This is a genomic window from Desulfosarcina ovata subsp. ovata, from assembly GCF_009689005.1.
In the GTDB taxonomy this organism is placed as follows: Bacteria; Desulfobacterota; Desulfobacteria; order Desulfobacterales; family Desulfosarcinaceae; genus Desulfosarcina; species Desulfosarcina ovata.
On sequence record NZ_AP021879.1, the window covers coordinates 1,496,366 to 1,515,169 of the forward strand.

Genomic DNA, 18,804 nt, shown 5'->3' on the forward strand with positions numbered 1-18,804 from the left:
CATCGATGTTTTAGAACAAGAGTTAGACGATACAATAAAAATCGGTTATGCCTGTGAAAATCAAGAACTCAGAAAAGGGATTTGCCGGGTGGTGGCTCCGATATTTGATCACACTGCCAAGTTGGCTGGTGGGATAGGGGTGGCAGCTCCGGCATTTAGAATAGGGGTAGAAGATTTTCCGAAAATAGGAGAACTTGTCAAAAGCATTGCCATATCGAACGCCTAGAAAAAGATAGGCATGTGAACAACAAACCTCACGGCGCACAAATCATATCATTTGCCGCAGCCTCCATCACCTGCATATGGGATACCGCATTTGGAAACTCATTCAGGCAGGCGCAATTCTGAACAATGGTTTCCCCTGATTCAATCGGACATGCCTGGTCCGCACCGCATGATTTATAAACCACCTGAACGCTATCCACCGAGTTCTGATAGTCCCAGGTATTCGCATCGGTACCGGCCTGGGTGTTGGCGGATCGCTTTCGGACCTTGCAGGCCATCTCACAGGCCGAATAGGCGGGGATTTCCGGCAGGCCGGCGCTTTGCGGCGTGGTTGCACCGGTTGCGGGATCATACTCATCATAGGAGATGAGGTTGCCGGTCTTTTCCACCGAACCGGAAACAACATTTGCGGCATCAATCGGTTCATCCGTAGGAAAGACAACACCCGTATCGCAAAGGTATTTTCGCCGGATGTTCCACCACAGATCCGGGCCGGACGCCAGCAGGTAGTTCATGCCGCCAGTCTCGTATGAGATGGCATTGCCGGTTGCCGTCGCCGCAAAGGAAAGCCCGGCATCGCTGTCCGTTACATATACCGGCGGGAAGATCGGGGACAACCCGGTTGCAGTTCCGTCGCTTACCGTGAGCACACAGTTTTTGTTTTCATAATCGCACAATTGCTCCCGGTCTAGAACGCAGCCGGACAGATCCAATGAACCGCAGGTATCATGGGTTGAAAGGACCAGCGTTTCCGAGGATGCAATCGATACCGCATGCGAGATGCTGCAGGATTTTTCCTGCCTGGGATTCAACCGTGCATCATAGGCCCTGCCGAGCTGACTGTAGGGGCTCGCCGGATCGGCCTGTTGGGCCAGGACCTGCTCGGTGATGGGCAGCGATCCGCCTTGGGGATTGTAATATTGCTCGGGGTGTTGCGAACCGGAAAAATAGATCTGCGCACTGCCCTGATTGATGCCGGCGTCGGATGCGCGTTGACCGTAGTACCTGATCGATTCCGCATCGGAGGATACCTTTGTAACCACAACGTCCGGATTGCTTTTTTGGATGGTGCCGACAATGCCGCCGCCGAGGTCTTTGAGCATATTGGCCGCATTGGCCCACACCAGATCACCGCCGCAGCCGGCGTTGACACAATAGCAGCCGGCCAGATCGGCGATGCCATCGACTTCACTCAAATAGACGGATGAATCCGGGTTGGCCTGCCACCGATAAAATCGGCAGTTGTACCAGGTGCCGGGAGAGCAGGATATAATGCCGTTGGCACACACGCCGGACGCAATAACCGGGGGCGTGTAGGATGCATCCATGGCATCGTCAAAATCCGTATCCTGTCTGACGGTCAAGGTTCCGATATCACGGGCCGGTCCCGGCTGGATCAGGACCTCGAGAAACGCATCGGATGACGTCTCTGTCAACTGCGCTTTAAAATCCTGCGGCCCCGGGTCATCCGGGTCCGCATATGTGGATTGGAAGGTGGTCAACGAACCGGTGTCCGATGTCATGGGAACCTGAATGCGGCTGTTGATCCGGTCGGCACCGCCGATCTCCGACAAAATGGATCGGGCTGAAGACGTTCCGGCGGAATACCCCTCATCGTATTCGGCTGCCGATGCGGGAGAAGAGATCAACAAAGCCAGTATGGTGATGACGATTGGATGCATATCAATGATTCCTATTTGGTTTGTTCAGACGATATGAATCTCAGCGGATCGTGGCCGCTCTGCCTCTCGAACTCGTACAATGCCCATTGCTCCGGAGAAGTTTTGCCCTGCATGTATCGGATGGAGCGATACAGCCGTTTTTTCAGATCGCTCATGGAGATGACACCGGAGGAGATGGGCAGATGATCCCGGCTCCCTTTGTTTACCAGGATAATCGATGGGGTTTGCCCGATGCCGAATTGGGCCGCGAAATTCGGATTGTCGGCTATGTCGACCGATCGCACCGGCCAATGGTACTGGTTTTCAAAAAAGGAGAGGATTGAAAGCTGGGCATCGCAAAACCCGCAATCCTTCCGGCTGAACATGATCAAGCCAAACTCGTTCTGCGCCTCAAGAAAGACCTGGTCGTATTCCTTTTCCTGCATACCGGTAAGGGCAACACGTCCCGGAGCGGTGATCGGATAGACATCTTCGGTGGAATATTGCGGATTTTTCTGGCCCACAAAATTGACCACCGATGCAAAGGCCACCGATTTTCTGCGGGCCACATCCTGAATTTTCAAATATTGCCCGACATTTTTTTCCGTCGGAAATTGAACGGCGGCCTTGGTGACCCGGCTCAAATGTTTCTGAAATTCATCCGGGTGCATGTTCCACAATTGATCATATGAATACTCGGGGATCGTCGGCCCGCGCGTTGTCTCCTCATCCGGCGGCTGCTTTTCTTCGGCAAACGCTTCGTACCAATACCAGCCGCGTTTTTGATCCCTGTAGGACAGATCGGCCGCAACCGCAAAGGCAACTGAAAACACCACTGCGACGAACCATATGCCCATTTTGATAGTAATAACCGGCCGGATCATTCTCACCTCTTCTTGAACCATGAGCGTTTAAAACAGGGGGATGGCAATCGCCTTGACATCCGCTTTATCCAAAAAGCCGATATACCTCGAATCGAAACTGTCCGGGCACGAACCGATGGCAAAGAACTTTCCCTGGGGAACGATTCCATCATACCGGAAATTTTCCACAGGCGCGCCTTTCCTGGAGTGGGTTTTGGCATGGCCGAGGTAATTATCGCCGCAGTAGTAATATCCATGGTCCGTGACTGAAAGATGCTCTCCCTCGTTGCATCCGATCTGCTTGACCACGGTGCAGGGTTTGCAGTTGTCCACGATTGTCGAGTAGATCGAAATGATGACATGGCGCCCGGTCGCAAGATCCTTTTGTTGGAAACGATCCTTGTAAAAAAAGAAACGGTGCGCCAAGGAACGGGTCTTTGAAAATGCGATATGCCGGGGAACCGCCATCCCCACATAGGTCAACACCAGGATCCCGACCCACAGACAGATGAAAAAAACGGTTACCTCTTTCGATCCCTGGGGCGGTTTCGCCTGCCCGAACAGTCTATGGCGCAATGATTTTAACATTTTTTGAAAGCACCACATCGGAAGTCAACACAACGCTGTTGGCCGGCTGCTGCCGGATCAGCCCCATCGCCTGCTCGATCCGCTGCTCCAATTGCTTGGGGGTGATTTTCCGGTTCAGATAGTCTGCGCGTGCCTGCCGCATGAAGGTGGCGGTGTCGGCGGCGACAATCCTGACCGCAAACCAATGGTGATAGATTGCCACGGCGGCAGCGGAACTGGAGATGGAAACCATGGCGCATACAGCTATCAACAACAATCTATTGCGCATAGAAATCCTCCCGAAGTGTCTGCACGGCCTTTTTGATCCGAGGGCTTCCGGTCTCGTCGAATATCCGCTCCAGAGAGTATTCCAGGGAGGCGTCGCCATAAACCACAACGGCATCGATTTCTTGAGAAAGATTGCCTTCCAACGCCATGCTTTGCCGGGCATCGATCATTTTAACGTTTCTGACATATGCAACGGCCGGAACCTGCTGGATGCCGAATCGGCTGAAGAGCAACGGATCGATCTGGATATTTGCATCATACACATTGCACGGCTTGCCTTCGCTCAGGCGACAGTCTCTATCCCTGACCATCAGCTGTTCCAGAAAATCAAGGGTGGGGCGGACAGTTTGCATGCCGTCCACAAACCCGTTTAACACCATCACCACATTCGGATCGTCCAGGGCATCGATATTCTTCACATAGGTTCTCAGGACAGACAGCGGCATGGAAGAGGAGATAAAAAGAATCAGTCTTTCCGTGGCCGGCCATCCATCCGGACAGATTTTCCCGTCGGTCGCCGCTGCCGGCGGCTGCGAAGAAAACGGCCCGAAAAGCGAATTCTCGATGCGGTCTTTTTCAGCGGCGATCTTCTCTTGAAACGCCTGGGATTGAAATTCTTCAAAAGCCTTTCCGGCGGCGCTTTGCCCCTCCCGGTTGGTTTGTTCGGGCAACGCTATCTGTTCCTGGTATTGTTTTGCCCGGTCGATGGCGTCGTTCACCAGATCCACGGTGTTATCCGTTGCGCCTGTCGTTTCCGGCAGACAGATGAACGCGCAAAAAACCATGCTCAGCAGCGCGTTCGACAATTTCATGGCGTTAAAATGCACAGCACACCCTTTTTCTGAAGTTGACAAACAGGAAGTTGTCACCGCCGGGCACAAAAGGCGGATTTTTCATGGTGCTCCACAAAAGACCGGTCCGGCCGATGGGCATGCATCCGGAAGCCCTGACCGGCTTGGCCAATTGCAGGCGGTAGTTCCATTTTACCCAGATCGGGGTGGGGACCGCCGCGCAAATGTAGACGCCGGGATCGAGGATAAGCCCCTGCCTGGCCAGTTTATAGATCATCCGGGCGGCCAGTGCGGCCTGGGACTGAATATAGTTGGATTGATTGATCAGGCCGGCCAGGGGATAGACCGATCCATAGGATCCGATGCACCAGAACAGCGCCGGTTGCGGCAATCCCATATTGCTGCTGACACTGTCGGCCACGCATGAGAACTGGGCCACGGTATTGGCGAACAGCAAGGCTTCGGGCTGGATGAAAAACGCCAGTTCATCGTCGTTCCATAACGGATCGAACTCGGTCATATAGGCGATGTCGAACCCGCCCTTTTCCACGCAGGTCAAATCGGTGAGAAGCTCCATGATGGACCATGCGGGAAATATCATGTAGTGGGCCTGGGCAAAGGTATTGGCCGACTCCTGGTTACCGCCCTCTTCGTCGTTAGCCCCGGAGAGCAAGCCGGCAGTGCCCGTCTCACCGTAGATGCTCTGGCCGATGGATGGGAAACAGAACGGGTCCTTGACCGTCTCGATCAGCCGGGCCGGTTCCCAGAAGGAAAGGGAGATCCCGACCCTTTGGAAAACCGGCGGCGGAAAGGGGCAGACGCATATGGGCGTCGACGCCGCATCCGGCGGATCGGCCAATCCGCTGGTCATCCCCGTTCCAATGGACATCCCGGCAATCTTGATGGGGAAAATACATTCCCAGCACACATCGGAGATCGGGTTCATGAAGCTTCCGCCGCATAGTGCGTGGGCCGTGCATGGCATGGTCAAAACAATCAAAAGCAGGCCAATGCATCTATTTCTTCTTTGGTGCAATCGCAATTTCCCTCACCTCCATCTTGCCGCCCTTTTGCCGGATCACCGCAGGCACGGCCTGAAGCTGCAACCGTTTCGCGATGGCGGGCATGACAAAAAACACATGCCGGTCGATCCGGGAGCTGACATCGAGATAGATCCCGTCGGTGATGAGCAGTCTTGTGTTCGGATCGGCGGCATGGCCCGAGCTTTCCAGCCAGTCGACCTGCTCGGGATCACTGGCGTCCACCACGACGATGGTTCTGGGGTAGTCGATGTAATCCAGGGGATTGAACGTGTAGCCTGCCGGATACAGGATGCCGCCTCTGCCGTTGGGGATATCGAAATCGAGGGTGTAGGTCATATCGACCAGGAAAGTCCGGTCAACGCGTGCTCTGGCAAGCCTGGGAAGCCCCTCGGGTCTGTAGTTTCTCAATTTTCTCAGGTTCTCCGGCGACTGCAGGATGCCTTGCCAGTCGATGCCGGCAGCTTTGTTCCGGATTTCGACAAGGGCGTCCAACTCCACGACGGGGTAGGTTTTTCCCATGATGCCAAGATTCCTGATTCCGGCGGTTGCCTGGGAAGCGGCGCATGCGACGATGACTGCGGCGATTGCGATTTTGGCACGCATGCCCATGGCGACGCTTCGATAGGATAATGGTTTGGCTGCCTTCAATTGCCGATCCTGTCATAGAAATCCGTAACGCCCTGCTGCAGGTTCTCTTGGATTTCTGTCTGGGATTTGGTTTCGATATCGCCGTGCCATTCGGACAGATCGATTTGAGAAAAATCCAGCACCTGGAACTCCTCGGGGGTGAGTCCTCTGCAGTTGGGTCTGGACGATCTTCCCCAGCCATTAAAGGTTGACAGCTGCGCCCGCCCCTGCTCCTGGACGATTCTTGCCAGCTTGCTGTTGAAACAGCAGTACGATTTGGATTCTTCCACACAAATGTCGGTAAACCCCAGGCTGATCTCTTTTGAGCAGTATTGCCCCACATAATGGCACAGGCCCTCGCCTTTCAGCCGGGCAAGGGTTATTTCCTTTTCCTTGCACTGCGCCATGCCGAACAGGTAATCCTCACCCCGGCAGCAATCGTCGAATGCGATGGTGGCGCCCCAGGTCCGGCATCTTCGATCCTTGCCGGTGAAAATATAGATCTGCCCCATACATATATTTTCGTCGCTGACGGGGCCGTTGTCCTGAATGTCGTCTTCACCCTGGGCCGATCCCAGGTTGGTGATGATATCCCATGATATCGCGCACGACATTTCACTGCAGAACGTTTCTCCATTGAACTGCTTACACGCAAACGCGTTGCCGTATGGGCAGGTTTCTTCGATGCAGGCATCGGCGCCTTGGTCGTAGGCGCCGTTCGTGCACGTCGGATCGGCGCTGCAGACGTTGTTCCGGATGGTCAGGCTTCCGGGACAAAAGACCGCGCAGTCAGCGTTTGGAGAACAATCGCCGCTGCATTCGGCAAGGCTTTGATAGATGGCGCCGGACCCGGCGCACCGATACCGGACCGGATGCTCGCATTGGTCGGACACGGCGTTCAGCACACTTTCCCCCGGGCAGACCGCGGCGGTCACCGTTTCCGTGCACGGGATGTTGTCCAGCATGCAAAGATCGCCCTGGGGGGTTGTCACGCATTGCCCGAATTCTCCGGAATCGAGGGCGCCGTTACCGTTGTAGTCATGAAAGCATCCCAAGACGGGCAATAGTCCGTCACCAAACGCGGCGGATATCAGGACGGCCGATGCAATTCCGATGGACAGCAGAATCATGATGGGTTTGCGATTCATGGGGCAGCTTCTCGTTTTCCCTTGGATTGGAATGCCGTGGCAATGGTGCGCTCAATTGGTTTGCCTGTTTTGATAATGGCGGGCCGGTAAAGCCGGGAGCGGTTTACAGACAACGGGGAAAGGAAGGAAGGTAGGTGTTTAGGACCTCAGGAATCGGGATAATAAATGGATACACTCTGGATGGATTGAAGCAGGGAAACACCTTGTTTGCGTTTTTCGATTTCCGAGGGACTCGCCGGTGTAAATGCCGAAATTTTCAACGGCAGGTAAAAACCGGGGTTCATGCAGTCGCCGTTTCCGGATGCAATCTGAAATTTCCGTCCGATGTACCCGGCTCCGATCAGTTTGTCCGGAACGTGTTCCTCCAGGGCCTTTCGAATGGCGTACATCAAGGCTTCCATCTTCTCTTCCGTGGCCATGTGGGCGACGACCTCCATACGGCCGGCCTGCATGGCCAGATGGCAGGCGCACTGCGCCAGTAGACGCGGATAGACATAAACCATGCCGGCATGCGAGAAGGCCTCATATTTTCCCTTTTCCACCACATTGATTCTGGCGGCTACAAGCTGCAGTAGCTGCGAAAGCTCAAGCCAGGAAAGATCGACGGAAGCGTAGCGGGGTTTTTGAGAGGCCCGATCGGGTTTTGTTGGATGACTCGCTGCGGTTTTAAAGAACGACGGAGCGATGGTTGCCTCGCAGCCGTATTTTTTCAGCTCCATTTGTCTGGCTTTATGATCCGCCGTTTTCAGATGGTTCAGCAAAGCGCCGCCCGATGCGGAAGAAAAATGATGGTCCCGCACAGCTGCCAGAATTTCGTCCCGGGACGGGTAGTCGGCCGGCAACATCCCGTCGAGGACATCCCGGGAAGCCATGCAGTGGTCCTTGGCCGCATGGCCTTTCGATTTTCCGGGAATCTTGCCGATATCATGCCCCAACGAGACGATGAGAAGACGCCCCAGCTCCATCTGGAAATCCCTGCCCCCTTTTTTTCGCTGTTCAACGACCATCGAGGCCACATTGAGGCTGTGTTCGCGAAGGGACACATTTTCGTGCAGGATGGCATAGGCATTATGCCGGACGGATTGCCACCGTGACGCTTCCAGATCGGCTGGTTTGTCGGCCGGGCCGTGTTGATGGCCGCGTCCGGCGATGGAAGGGCAATGGCCTTCAGCGTCCAGCAAGGCGAGAAGGTCGACGACCGTATCAAGCGCATCGATCCGCCGGAGCAATTGTGTGTACGGCTCGACATATCCCTTGTAAAACATCCCGATGTCGGGATGCTTCCATTTCAAGCACTGGGAATCATGATCCATGGCGCACGGATGGTTGTCCGATTGGCCCGTCATGCGGGTGTCCATAAACCGATCGATGCGTATGAGTGCATCCTTCTCCTTTCTGGCAAGTTTGAAATGAAACCGGATCAACAGCAGCAATAGACCGGCCAGCCCCAGAGCCATCCATATTTTGTCCCAAAAGGAAAGAGTTGCCAAAAAGCCCATGGCCGAGTCCTAGTTGGCGGCGGTTTTGATATCCGGATAGATCACCTCCAGCACGGGCGGTTTGACGGCAACGGTTTTTCCTTTGTAGGCGCCGGAAAGGCCGAACATGAAAAAGTCCTGCAGTCCGAGGTTCATGGCGTCTTCGGTCAGCACGGCCTGCTCTTCGGTTTCCCGGATCATGATGCCGCCGCCCAGCTGCAGAATCGGGCTGAACCTTTTCACCGTGCCGGAGTACTCGGAGATATAACGGGCCGTCTGGGGGTCGTTGACCCGCATGAAGACTTTGGTGTTGGTGTTGTCCAGGATTTTCCTGGCGTGATCCCGGCCGATCTCGGCATCCAGGTCGGCAACGGATTGGGAAAAGGCGTGGATCCAGATGCCGGCGCCGCCGGCTTTGTTAAACAGGTCGGCGATGTCGAAATAGGCGATGTTGGAGAATTCATCGAGATAGAGGGACAGGAGCGGATCGACGGTTTTTCCCGATGCGAATCTGCGGCCCGCAAAACTTTGCAGCATGGATATCATCACCCGGGCCACGATATGGCTGGTCCGGCGGGTGAGCAGACTCCCCGTCTGAATGACCAGTATGACCCTTTTTCCCTCTTCAAGTCGTTTAATGAACCGGTTGGCGTTGGCCTTGCCGATGATCCGGCCGACGCTCCCCGTGGAAAGGGAGGTCAGCACCGTTCTGAGGGATGAGGATATCTTGGCAAAATAGTCGGCCGGGGATTCGAGCAGCTGTAAGAGGGCCGCCCGAACCTCATCGGCGTCGTTGCCGGTCACATCGCTGAGGCTTTCCTTGAGTTTTTCAAGCCCGGAATAGGAGCATCGCTTTTTAATCTCGTCAAAATTGATGCGGGCCGCATTGGAGCGGCCGATGCGCTGGAATATGATCAAAGAGAGCACGATGACCAGGGTGGTTTCGTAGGCCACGTTGACGAAGAACTCCTCCTTGGCCTTGATCCCGGATACCACATGGGAGACGATCTCTTCGGGCATATAGTAGTAGGCCAGCGGATCGATGCTGGCCGAGCTGTCCGGATAGACGGGGGTGATCAGGCACAGCTCCTCCTGCCGGCCGGCGGCGAATGCGGCCTGCGCAATTTTGGAAAACAGGGCGATATCGCCCTTCGGATCCACCAACATGACGCTGTACCCTTTTTCAATGTCCTGGCAGATCATGGATTCCGCCAGTTTGGTCTTTCCGATGCGCGTGGTCCCGAAGCAGAACAGATGCCCTTTGCGCTCGGCGTCCTTGAGCCAGATGTTCCGGATGCGGTTTCTGGGATCGCCCAGGACAATGCCCTTGCCGATCAGGGTGTGCGTCTTGCGTTTTCTGCCCAATGCCATACCTGCCTTTCAATGCCAGAACAGATCCGCTTTCTTCTGTCTGCTTTTTCGATAAATGGATACCAGCCATATGGAAAAAAACGGCGTCATGGTGGCGATAAAAAACACCAGGAGCGTCCGGTAGGCGGTGGGAACGAGATGGGGGTGCACATTCCAAATGATCCGATAAATGGTTGCGGCAAGCGGCTCCTTTTGGAGCGCCAGGAAGTATGCGGCCTTCCAGGCCAGCTCGGGCGTCAGGTGATTGGAGGCAAAGATCAGCGCGACGAAAATAAGGATCCCTTTGACGGCCAGGGAAAACAGCCGGCCGATCAGCAGGGAATCCACCGCGTTTTTGGACAGGATGCCGATCCGGTATTTGCTTAAAAAGCAGCACAGGCCGCCTGCGATAATGATCGGCGAACAGGTTAAAGACCACAAAAACAGCTTCGATCGTACCAGCGGGAAATAGCGCTCCACCCAATCTTTCAAGCCGTCGTCGGACATGATCGGCAGGGTGAATGCGGTCAGCAGCGCAAAGATGATCCCTTCGATGAAACCGTTTCCAAAGCCCATGTTGAAAAAGTTGAGTTTCCCCCGGATGGTGAGAAAATCGTCCGGTATGTCCTGGCCGGAGCGTTCGATCACGGCGAACTGCTGGATCTGGGATATGGCGTCGATGATGTTGCCGAAGATGGACTGGGTGCTGGACCGGCTCTGGCCTACCGGGACGATGTCGCCGCCGATCCCCGGATTTCCCGTGGTCTCTTTGTTTGCCATGATTCCGAATCCTCATTTTCCAAGGAAGGTGAGCTTTGGGGCGATAAACGGCCAATAGTTCGTGAACCAGGCAACCAGCCAGGGAACGGCTGCCGCCCCGCAGACGGTCAACAGCGCAATCAACAGGTTGCGCATGATCAGGGCATGGATCAGTCCGGCGAAGCAGATGACGGCGCTTGCGAAAAGGACCGCCGAATATTCCGGAAAATACGTCCGGATAACCGATTCATAATACAGACCGGCGATAACGCCCGTGATCAGAATAAAGGCCGCTGCGATTTTGATGATTTGCCTCCCTGCATCGACCCCTGGAACGACGGTGAACGGGGAAAGGCCTATGGCTGCTTTGCCGCGGCGAGTCTCTTTTTCACTTTCCGGATATAGGCCAATCCACGTTTGCGTTTTGCGCGACTCTTGGCATCCGCAACCCCGCAACCGGTATGGTAGCAGGCCACGGCATCCCAATCGTAGCCGTATCGGGCGATGCATTGCTTTAAAATCCAGGCGCCGACCATGGTGCAGTAGCAGGCGTCGAACAACGTCGCATAATGGGCGCCCAGGTGTTTCTTCCAGAAGCTGTTGATCTGCATGTGGCCGATATCCACCGTGCCGGAGGCGGCATTATAATTTACCGCATGAATGTCGCCGTTGCTTTCCACGTCCGAGATCGCTTTCAGCAAAAGGGGCGATATGCCATAGCGAGCGCCGGCTTTTTTAAAACAATAGCCGTGCACATTCGGGGCGAGAGCGGTCAATACGATCAGTGCGGCAGCAACCCTAAGGCCCATCTCTTCAGTCCATGCTCTGCAGAATCTTCTCAACGGCCGTCATATTGGCGCCGTTTACAAACCGGCCGTCATCGAAAATAAATACCGGCACACCGCCGATACCCGCTTTGCCGATCACATTCTTGGCGGCCTTGACCCGTTCTTCTCCCCGTTTGCATCGATGCCTTTCGTCAAAGGGCCGGCTTTTCCACTTATGTTCCGTATACTGATCCAGGGAAAAATCCCGGCATACCGCCTCGATTGATTTATGGTCCCCTTCCTGTCCGTGAACCGAATACAAAACCGCCTTCACCGAAACACCGTAGGTTTCTGCCAATGGAATGATTTTCTCGGCGGCCGTGTTGCAATGACCGCACAAGGGATCGGTGATCAAATAGATCGTCCGGCCGTTGTTTTCCGCGGGCAGATAAACAATGGCAGCGACCGCGTCGAGCCGGGGAATCAGCTTCGCAAAGTTGTCGGCTTTCAGCGCATCGATCCTTTTCCTGGTCACCTGGGTTCTGTGCTTGAGCATTTCGCCGGCGATAATGAAGTCGTTGCCCGCAAACAGCGGTACATATTCGTTGCCGATCTTCAGGACAATCTCGCACAGCGAATCCATATTCTGCTTTGATACGATCTGCCCGGCGGGTATGGGAGAATGCGTCCGCAACCAGTCAAGATCGATATTTCGGCAGGGATCGTTTTCCCGGGCAAAGCCGGTGGCGTGGATGAATGCAATCACCACGGCCACTATCATCATTCTCATTTTCATTTGATTGTCCTTTCTTTTCTAACGGATGGGTATTCAGTCAAATTCCAATGCGGTTTTCATCAGTTTTTCCGTGTCGGAGACTTGCGTGTTTACCGCATCAGAAGCCTCATGGCCGTTGTCCGCAGAATTGAGGCAGCCGGGCGTCGGTTGAATGCCAACCGGTGCCTGCCGCATGTCTTTGGCGGAAAATAGTGCGTGCATCTTTCTGCCGATTTTCGACGCCAGCCAGTTGATTATGGCCATCTGGACAACCAGTGAGCGGTGTCTTGAAGCGATGGCCCGCAACCGGCGCACGATATCCTCATTTGCAAGGGAAAGCCGGAATCGGGTCGGACGGGACGGTTTCTTTTGGCTGGATGGAAAAACGGCCGAGGTAAATCGGTTGCGGCCATTTGCCTGCTCATTGGCAAACCAGGCATCGAGGGCCAGTTCGACAAAAAGCGACCGGTGGCCGGCCGGGATCGCCCGGAGCTGTTTGGCAGTATCGTCGTCTGCAAGGGAGAATTGGAACCGCACCGGCTCAGCCATTTTTGACGCCCTTCAAATATTTGTAAAACCCTCCGGCATTGCTGTATTCCGCATCAACCGGCACCAGCAGAAAGCCCCCTGAGTATTTTCGTTTGAATGTATCGGCCACATAATAGGCGCCGCCGCCGGCAACGATGAGTTTGCGGGTGGTTTTCAATACATCGGAAAGCTTGGACTGGATCTGCCGGTGCAAAAAGTCGGCGTAATCGGAGGTCAGCCGGGCAATGGTTGCGGAAAGATCGATTGGCTTGCCATACTTTGTGGCCCGGCGCTCGACCAATACGTTTTTTATCGTCTGTTCGCCAAGTTCCAGGCCCATCCTTTTCAGTTCAATATCAAGGTCTCTGCAGATCCGGCAGATTCCTGCACCCTCAAGCATATTGGACCACTCAGAGCTGGATCTACCTTTTTGGACACAGAGAATGTCGATGGTATTGAATCCGATGTCCAGGATAAGCAGATCGCTTCCCAGCCATTTTCTGTCGGGCCTGCAATGGTCGTCGAACAAAAAATCCAGCAATATGCCCTGGCCCTGGGCCTGGATCGCCAGCCGGCTGATGTCGACCCTGCAGCCCGTCACCTCGAAACGGGCCAGCCGCCTGGCCAGTTCATTTTTTTTCTCTTTGTAGTAGGCCAGAGGCAACCCAAGACAGACTTCCGCGGAGGTGCAAACCGTTTCTATCGGCAGATGATAATGCCGGGCCGCATGCTCGAATGCCTTGAAAATCAGAAGCGGACCAAATTCCACGATGAAATCGATATCCCGTGTGGGCAGTATATTGATGCTTCCAAGGGCATCGCTTCCCAAAAGGTATTTCGAATTTTCAAAACCGTACTCCACTTGAGCATCGTCCAGACCCGTAATCGCTCTGCTTTTTACCCGGGCCACTGCGGTCGGGAACTTGAATTTAACGATATCAGCTTTTTTGTTGCCGCCGATCTTTGCCGAGACGACTTTCACGTCACCGAACCCGATATCGATGCCCATTCTTAGGATTGGAGAAAATGCCATTCTTGCGATCTCGTTTTTTAGTGTTATTACGGTTTGATCCACCACGAAATGTTCCTGACGGTCATGCATGGGTCGATGTCCTAATAATAGGCGTACGGTTAAAAAAACGATTCGACCCATTTCCCGGTAAATGGCATTCTTGTATATTCCCCTTGATGTAAACACTTTTAGTGTGTACACTTAAAAACGGTACTTCATGGAGCGAAAGATGGCGCCGTTTCGATGAAATGCCGCATCAATCGGGAGGTCAAGGAATGCAAAGGGTAAGTGTACGCGAAGCGAGGCAAAATATCGGACGGCTGTTAAACGCAGTGTCCGCCGGTGAAAAAGTCATCATCACCCGTCGTGGGAAACCGGTCGCGAAACTGGTGTTAATCGACAAGAACGATGAAGACCTTCGTTTCCCGGATCGTCGCGAATTCCGTTCAAAATTGCCGCCTTCGAAACAAGCAAGTTCAAAGATGATTCGTGAGATGCGAAATGAGCGAGGCTGAACGCTTTTACCTGGATACGAGCGCTCTGCTTCCTTATTATCGGGAAGAGTCGGTCAGCAGGAAAATACAGGATCTATTGATCTCCTTTCAACCTCCGGTGATCATCAGCGATCTCGTGAAGGTCGAGTTTGCCTCCGCTCTGGCTCGCTGGGTGCGTATGGATGAAATATTGGAGGAACAAGCCGTCCTGCTTGAAAAGACCTTTACAAAGGATGTCAATGCAGGACTTTTCCTATCCAAACCGATGAAGTCCACTTATTATTCTCAAGCCGAAAGATGGATTACCTCCAGAAAAACCGCTTTGAGAACGCTCGATGCGCTGCATCTGGCTTGTTCCTGGAGTCTGGATGCGGAGCTGGTTACATGTGACCGGATTCTTCACCAGGCCGCAAAGAAGCTTGGAGTCCCAAGTCGACTGGTCTGACCGGAGGATGAGCAAAGGCTCTATCCGAATCGTTGGAGGACTTATTCATGGCAACCTTGATAACTATAGCTGTCGCGACATACTGCATCGTCGTAGTTTTCATAATGATTGAAAAGAAAGTCGGTACCAAAACGCCCCCAGAGAAGAGAGGGCTGGAACAGGGTAACCTTGATTGGATTGATGAAAACGATGAGGATTATAAATGGTTTGACTTCGCATCCGGATTATCGGACACCCCATCGTCAGAAACTCCATGCCGCCCTTTGGACAAATAAACCGCACAGTTCATCTACAGCCCATAATTTATGTATCGTCAGGTTTACTGCTTTTATTTGTTGACGGCGGCATCATCTGATCCATCAGTTGATCAAAGTTTTCCTGGTAATGTTTTCTGGCTGCCTGTCCGTCGTGCGCTTCTTTTGTCAGACCGATTCGACCGGACTTATACCCCCGTTTTGTAAGGCCATCGCATTCGTTTCGTAACAATGCATCGGCTTTGTCATAATCCACATACCCGGATTGATCCTCGGACTCCTCGATTGCATGGAGCAACGATGCGCCGATCTGATTGATTTGCTGGCGGTTGGAGTGCGACAGCTCCATTCCGCCGGATAGGCCAAACCCCTTTTTGCCTCCGGGTTTACCGATAGAGGCCCCGAGGCCTCCTCTACCACCAATAGCTTTTATTTCATCAACGCCGATAATATTGCCTACCGTTCGGGCCATGTTGTTGACAAATGCCAGCCGGGTGGCCTCATCGTTCAGGTCATAGAATTTAAGCATGTTGCCATGGGATTTATCGTACAAATTCCGGTAGGCTTCATCGGGCTTGAAGTTCACATTCTGGCTGATGTCTCTGTCGGTGATCTCACCGGTGACCGTATTGTACCGAAAGCTCACGGCACGGCCATTGTCCAGTGTGCCGGAGATATCCTGCATGACCCCTTTGGACCGGATCTCACCGGATACCAGGTTCAGGGTTCCGTTTGCATCTTGAAAGGCCATCGTCTCGCCGTTTTTCAAATGGCGGACATGGGAAGCCACGTCTCTGGTTTCCGACCCCTTGCTGAGTAGAACGTATCCGGTCTTTCCCGTGTCCGGGTCCTTATAGACCACCTGGTATCCATCGGCGGAGTCTTTTTCCACATGCATATTGGATTGAGTAAAGGCCCGGCCCGATTCGCCATGAACGAACAGAGCGGTTTCGCCGTTGGCCGAGCTTTTGATGGAATAAAACCCTTCCCGGGAAAGCCCCAGGTCGCGGGCCTGATCCCTGGTCAGGGCGCCTTTGTGCTCCCGATAATCCTGGCTGGTAATCACCGTTCCTTTGTTAACGGCCACAAAGCCGGTCTTAAGATTGCCGTCGTTGTCCAGATACATATTCATCCGGGCCTTGGCGCCGATGATATCCCTGCCTTGCACATCCACGCCCTGACTTTTCAGAAACTGTCCAAAATGACTGGCCTCTTTTTCGCCCCGGATGGTGGTTTCCAGGCCCCCTTGGGCGCGAAGCTGGGCGCTGCCCATGTCGGTGGCCAGCATGGCTTTGATATTGGATCGGGTTTGCTTGGAAAGATACCCGTCGGAAGCGATCTCCTCCATGGCGGTGCGTTTGAGATGCTTTGCCGCCGCATCGTACAGCTGGGCCGACTGGGTTCGAAAATAGGTGTTGTCGCCCGCGGCAAACAGATGGTCCTGCTTGGCAATGGCTTCAAAGGAACGGGCCCTTCCCAGGGCCTCCCCCACTTCCTGGGGTGTGACCCGGTGCTGTCTCAGGCTGTGCAGCATGCCGGCGGTCTGGCTCTGGCTGTACTGGGCTTCATGGCGCAGGAGCCGGTTGGTGTTGCCGCCAAAGTAGCTGCCGGCCATTTTTTCAACGGTCTCGGCGGTTAAAAACCCCTTGCGGCTGTCGATATCGGCCCGCATGGACTGATAATCGGCCATGGTGCCGTCAAATCCGTCCGTCTGTGCCGACCGGAAGGCTTTTTCCACCCCCAGGGCATTGCCGTATCCGGTTTCCGCCTGAACATGCTTGCCGAAATCGAGCGCTTCCATGGCAGAGATATTGTACCCCTGGGCGATCTTGTTCATGGCAAGGGCGGACGATGCCGTCGAATGCTGCATATAGTCCTGGGTCATCTGGATGGTGTCGTCATTGCTGAGGCCGTGGGCGTTGCCCCATTTCAAGACGGCGTCGGAGTGGGACACCTTTTCCTTGAGATGGGTCAGGTTGGCCGCCGACATCCGGGTGGCGGCAGCGCCGGCATTGGCCATCTGGCCGCCGAAGGCTTTTACCGCGGCATCCTTTGTCCGGTATTCGGTCTGCTTGCCGTATAGGGCCGCCCTTGCCTGGTTGGCCATCCCATAGCTGTTGTGCAGCACCTGGGTGGGAACCGATTCGGTAAGGTTGCTTTTTCTTCCCGCGCTTTTGGACGGATCGATGGCCTCCATGGCGGCACCGGCGCCGGCACTTGCCATCTGGCCGCCCGGTGATGTCAGGGTTCGTGCCCACATGCTGCCGCCGATGCGGGTCAACACGCCGGCAAATATGCTGGCGAACATGATGCTCATGACCTTGTACTGGGCAAAACAGGCATAGGCCTTCATGGCGTCGGACTGGAACAGCAAAAAAGATTTCAGCCCCAGCTGGCCGTCCTTGATCTCGGTCATGATATCAATGGCCTTGTCCATGGCAAATTCATGCAACAGGGCATCGCAAACCCCCCAGGCGATGAAAAAGACAAAGGCCCCCATGATAAAGGAAAGCATCCGGGCATAAAACGGTGTTGCCGCAAGGATCAGGAAAAAGGGCATGATCCCCACAAAGATGGCAAACAACATGGCCTGCATGTGGGGCATCCAATCTCCGGCGGCGATGCCGGCGCCCACCAGGCGGTTGCCCATATTCATGGAACTGGTGACCTTGATGGCGTTGTCCGGGTTGGCCTCCTGAAGGGCACCGTACAGTTCGCTGGCCATTAAATGCTGTCGCATCAATTGGGATGAGGTGACGACCACGCCCAACATCCTGGCGTTGGATAGCAGGTCGGCCGCTTTGGTCCGGCACAGGGTCACCATGTCCGGACCCGCGGCACCGGTAACATTGTGATTATAGCCGGCCCGAAGACACCGCTCGGTCCAGTACTTCTGGTTGGCGGTGCTAACATCGGTCATGGCGGCCAGTTCCGCCTGGATCTGCGACCAGGCGGAAAAACAGGAGCTGGTTGCCCCGGTGGGGTTGGCATTGTCCCTGTAAATCGTAAACACGGCCGGGTTGGAGGCCTGGGAGAAGATGGGGATGAAATCGGTGTTCACGTTAATCTGATCCAGGGTGAGGGTGGTGCCAGGCCGGGATATCTCGAAAAAAAGACAGTCGTTTACATAATTTCTCAAATTGGTGTTCAGGTAGCTTCCGGTGGTGCCGGTGCCGGACATGTCCACCCCTTGGGCAAATGCCTTGGCAAAGATGTTGAAAGTGACGCCGCCGGGGTTGTCGATGAACGAATCGGGACTGCCGCTGGTTTCGATGATGTGGATCAGGCCGTTTTCGATCTTTTTGGCAAGGCCGGCGATAAAGATGACCCCGTCGGGCACGCCGCCGATGGTAATGGACTGATTGTTGGTTTCATCGAAGATGACCAAATCGGATCTTGGCTCGATAAAGGTCTTGAAGATGATCAGTCCGAATATGATGGTGCCGATCCACGACACCCAGGAGGTCGCCCGGGCGCGGCCCTCAAACACCGACCGGCTGATGACAATACAGCCGGCGATGAAGATGCCGATCACGATAAAGGTGAAAAACAGATTGTTGTAGCCGGCATCGCTCATGATCAGGGCCAGCCGCCTGAAGGTATGGGCATAGACATCGAATCCGCCCTGGACGGTGATGACCTGCAGGCTGGCCGGCACCGCGGCAAAGGCGCCGGAAGGGATTACGGCAAACAGGATGATATAGACTATTCTTCTCATCGACGCATGGT

At 54.5% G+C, this 18,804-nt stretch carries 20 protein-coding genes; 4 read left to right on the forward strand and 16 right to left on the reverse strand.

The window, feature by feature from the left end:
* Window position 1: 1 nt before the first annotated feature.
* Window positions 2–226 carry an IclR family transcriptional regulator domain-containing protein gene (locus GN112_RS35150; protein ID WP_414736138.1) on the forward strand — a complete coding sequence of 75 codons (225 nt, stop codon included), beginning with the start codon at window positions 2–4 and terminating at the stop codon, window positions 224–226.
* Between the two features lie 28 nt (window positions 227–254).
* Here the strand turns inward: GN112_RS35150 and GN112_RS06620 are convergent, their stop codons facing one another.
* The 15 genes from GN112_RS06620 to GN112_RS06690 form a co-directional block, all read right to left on the reverse strand.
* Window positions 255–1,907, reverse strand: coding sequence for a hypothetical protein (locus GN112_RS06620; protein WP_155309497.1), 1,653 nt, complete (start codon window positions 1,905–1,907; stop codon window positions 255–257).
* An 11-nt stretch (window positions 1,908–1,918) separates the two neighbouring features.
* Window positions 1,919–2,770, reverse strand: a complete 852-nt coding sequence (locus GN112_RS06625; protein WP_162458811.1) for a conjugal transfer protein TraF — start codon at window positions 2,768–2,770, stop codon at window positions 1,919–1,921.
* Between the two features lie 27 nt (window positions 2,771–2,797).
* Window positions 2,798–3,337, reverse strand: a complete 540-nt coding sequence (locus GN112_RS06630) for a S26 family signal peptidase (protein WP_162458812.1) — start codon at window positions 3,335–3,337, stop codon at window positions 2,798–2,800.
* Window positions 3,315–3,605: a hypothetical protein gene (locus GN112_RS06635; RefSeq protein WP_155309500.1), complete on the reverse strand. Its 291-nt coding sequence runs from the start codon at window positions 3,603–3,605 to the stop codon at window positions 3,315–3,317. Before GN112_RS06635 ends, GN112_RS06630 begins: the two co-directional genes overlap by 23 nt.
* Window positions 3,595–4,416, reverse strand: a complete 822-nt coding sequence (locus GN112_RS06640; RefSeq protein WP_155309501.1) for a type-F conjugative transfer system pilin assembly protein TrbC — start codon at window positions 4,414–4,416, stop codon at window positions 3,595–3,597. Before GN112_RS06640 ends, GN112_RS06635 begins: the two co-directional genes overlap by 11 nt.
* 4 nt (window positions 4,417–4,420) lie before the next feature.
* A complete protein-coding gene (locus GN112_RS06645) occupies window positions 4,421–5,341 on the reverse strand; it encodes a TraU family protein (RefSeq protein ID WP_162458813.1) in 921 nt (306 codons plus the stop codon).
* Window positions 5,342–5,411: 70 nt separating this feature from the next.
* Window positions 5,412–6,086 carry a hypothetical protein gene (locus tag GN112_RS06650; protein WP_197743246.1) on the reverse strand — a complete coding sequence of 225 codons (675 nt, stop codon included), beginning with the start codon at window positions 6,084–6,086 and terminating at the stop codon, window positions 5,412–5,414.
* Window positions 6,083–7,213 carry a conjugal transfer protein TraN gene (gene traN / locus GN112_RS06655; protein WP_155309503.1) on the reverse strand — a complete coding sequence of 377 codons (1,131 nt, stop codon included), beginning with the start codon at window positions 7,211–7,213 and terminating at the stop codon, window positions 6,083–6,085. Before traN ends, GN112_RS06650 begins: the two co-directional genes overlap by 4 nt.
* Window positions 7,214–7,359: 146 nt before the next feature.
* On the reverse strand, window positions 7,360–8,712 hold the full coding sequence (locus tag GN112_RS06660; protein ID WP_155308972.1) for an HD domain-containing protein: 1,353 nt from the start codon (window positions 8,710–8,712) through the stop codon (window positions 7,360–7,362).
* Window positions 8,713–8,721: 9 nt separating this feature from the next.
* On the reverse strand, window positions 8,722–10,062 hold the full coding sequence (locus GN112_RS06665; RefSeq protein WP_155308971.1) for a type IV secretory system conjugative DNA transfer family protein: 1,341 nt from the start codon (window positions 10,060–10,062) through the stop codon (window positions 8,722–8,724).
* A gap of 9 nt (window positions 10,063–10,071) precedes the next feature.
* Window positions 10,072–10,821 (reverse strand): hypothetical protein, encoded by a 750-nt coding sequence (locus GN112_RS06670; protein WP_155308970.1) that lies wholly within the window; start codon window positions 10,819–10,821, stop codon window positions 10,072–10,074.
* Between the two features lie 335 nt (window positions 10,822–11,156).
* Window positions 11,157–11,609 carry a lytic transglycosylase domain-containing protein gene (locus tag GN112_RS06675; protein ID WP_155308969.1) on the reverse strand — a complete coding sequence of 151 codons (453 nt, stop codon included), beginning with the start codon at window positions 11,607–11,609 and terminating at the stop codon, window positions 11,157–11,159.
* A 4-nt stretch (window positions 11,610–11,613) separates the two neighbouring features.
* Window positions 11,614–12,363 carry a thioredoxin domain-containing protein gene (locus GN112_RS06680; RefSeq protein ID WP_155308968.1) on the reverse strand — a complete coding sequence of 250 codons (750 nt, stop codon included), beginning with the start codon at window positions 12,361–12,363 and terminating at the stop codon, window positions 11,614–11,616.
* Between the two features lie 33 nt (window positions 12,364–12,396).
* Window positions 12,397–12,891, reverse strand: coding sequence for a hypothetical protein (locus tag GN112_RS06685; protein WP_155308967.1), 495 nt, complete (start codon window positions 12,889–12,891; stop codon window positions 12,397–12,399).
* The gene (locus GN112_RS06690; protein ID WP_162458814.1) at window positions 12,884–13,972 is read right to left on the reverse strand and encodes a ParM/StbA family protein; all 1,089 of its coding nucleotides are present in this window, start codon (window positions 13,970–13,972) and stop codon (window positions 12,884–12,886) included. Before GN112_RS06690 ends, GN112_RS06685 begins: the two co-directional genes overlap by 8 nt.
* Window positions 13,973–14,157: 185 nt before the next feature.
* Here GN112_RS06690 and GN112_RS06695 point away from each other — a divergent pair, with 185 nt between their 5' ends.
* Genes GN112_RS06695 through GN112_RS06705 form a run of 3 tightly spaced genes read left to right on the forward strand, consistent with a single transcriptional unit; the run spans window position 14,158 to window position 15,096 of the window.
* Window positions 14,158–14,397: a type II toxin-antitoxin system Phd/YefM family antitoxin gene (locus GN112_RS06695; protein WP_155309505.1), complete on the forward strand. Its 240-nt coding sequence runs from the start codon at window positions 14,158–14,160 to the stop codon at window positions 14,395–14,397.
* Complete coding sequence (locus GN112_RS06700; protein WP_155309506.1) at window positions 14,384–14,821, forward strand: type II toxin-antitoxin system VapC family toxin; 438 nt, start codon at window positions 14,384–14,386, stop codon at window positions 14,819–14,821. The genes GN112_RS06695 and GN112_RS06700 overlap by 14 nt, the downstream gene beginning before the upstream one ends.
* Window positions 14,822–14,868: 47 nt before the next feature.
* On the forward strand, window positions 14,869–15,096 hold the full coding sequence (locus tag GN112_RS06705) for a hypothetical protein (RefSeq protein ID WP_155309507.1): 228 nt from the start codon (window positions 14,869–14,871) through the stop codon (window positions 15,094–15,096).
* A gap of 28 nt (window positions 15,097–15,124) precedes the next feature.
* Here the strand turns inward: GN112_RS06705 and GN112_RS06710 are convergent, their stop codons facing one another.
* Window positions 15,125–18,793 (reverse strand): conjugal transfer protein TraG N-terminal domain-containing protein, encoded by a 3,669-nt coding sequence (locus tag GN112_RS06710; protein ID WP_155309508.1) that lies wholly within the window; start codon window positions 18,791–18,793, stop codon window positions 15,125–15,127.
* Between the last annotated feature and the right edge of the window lie 11 nt (window positions 18,794–18,804).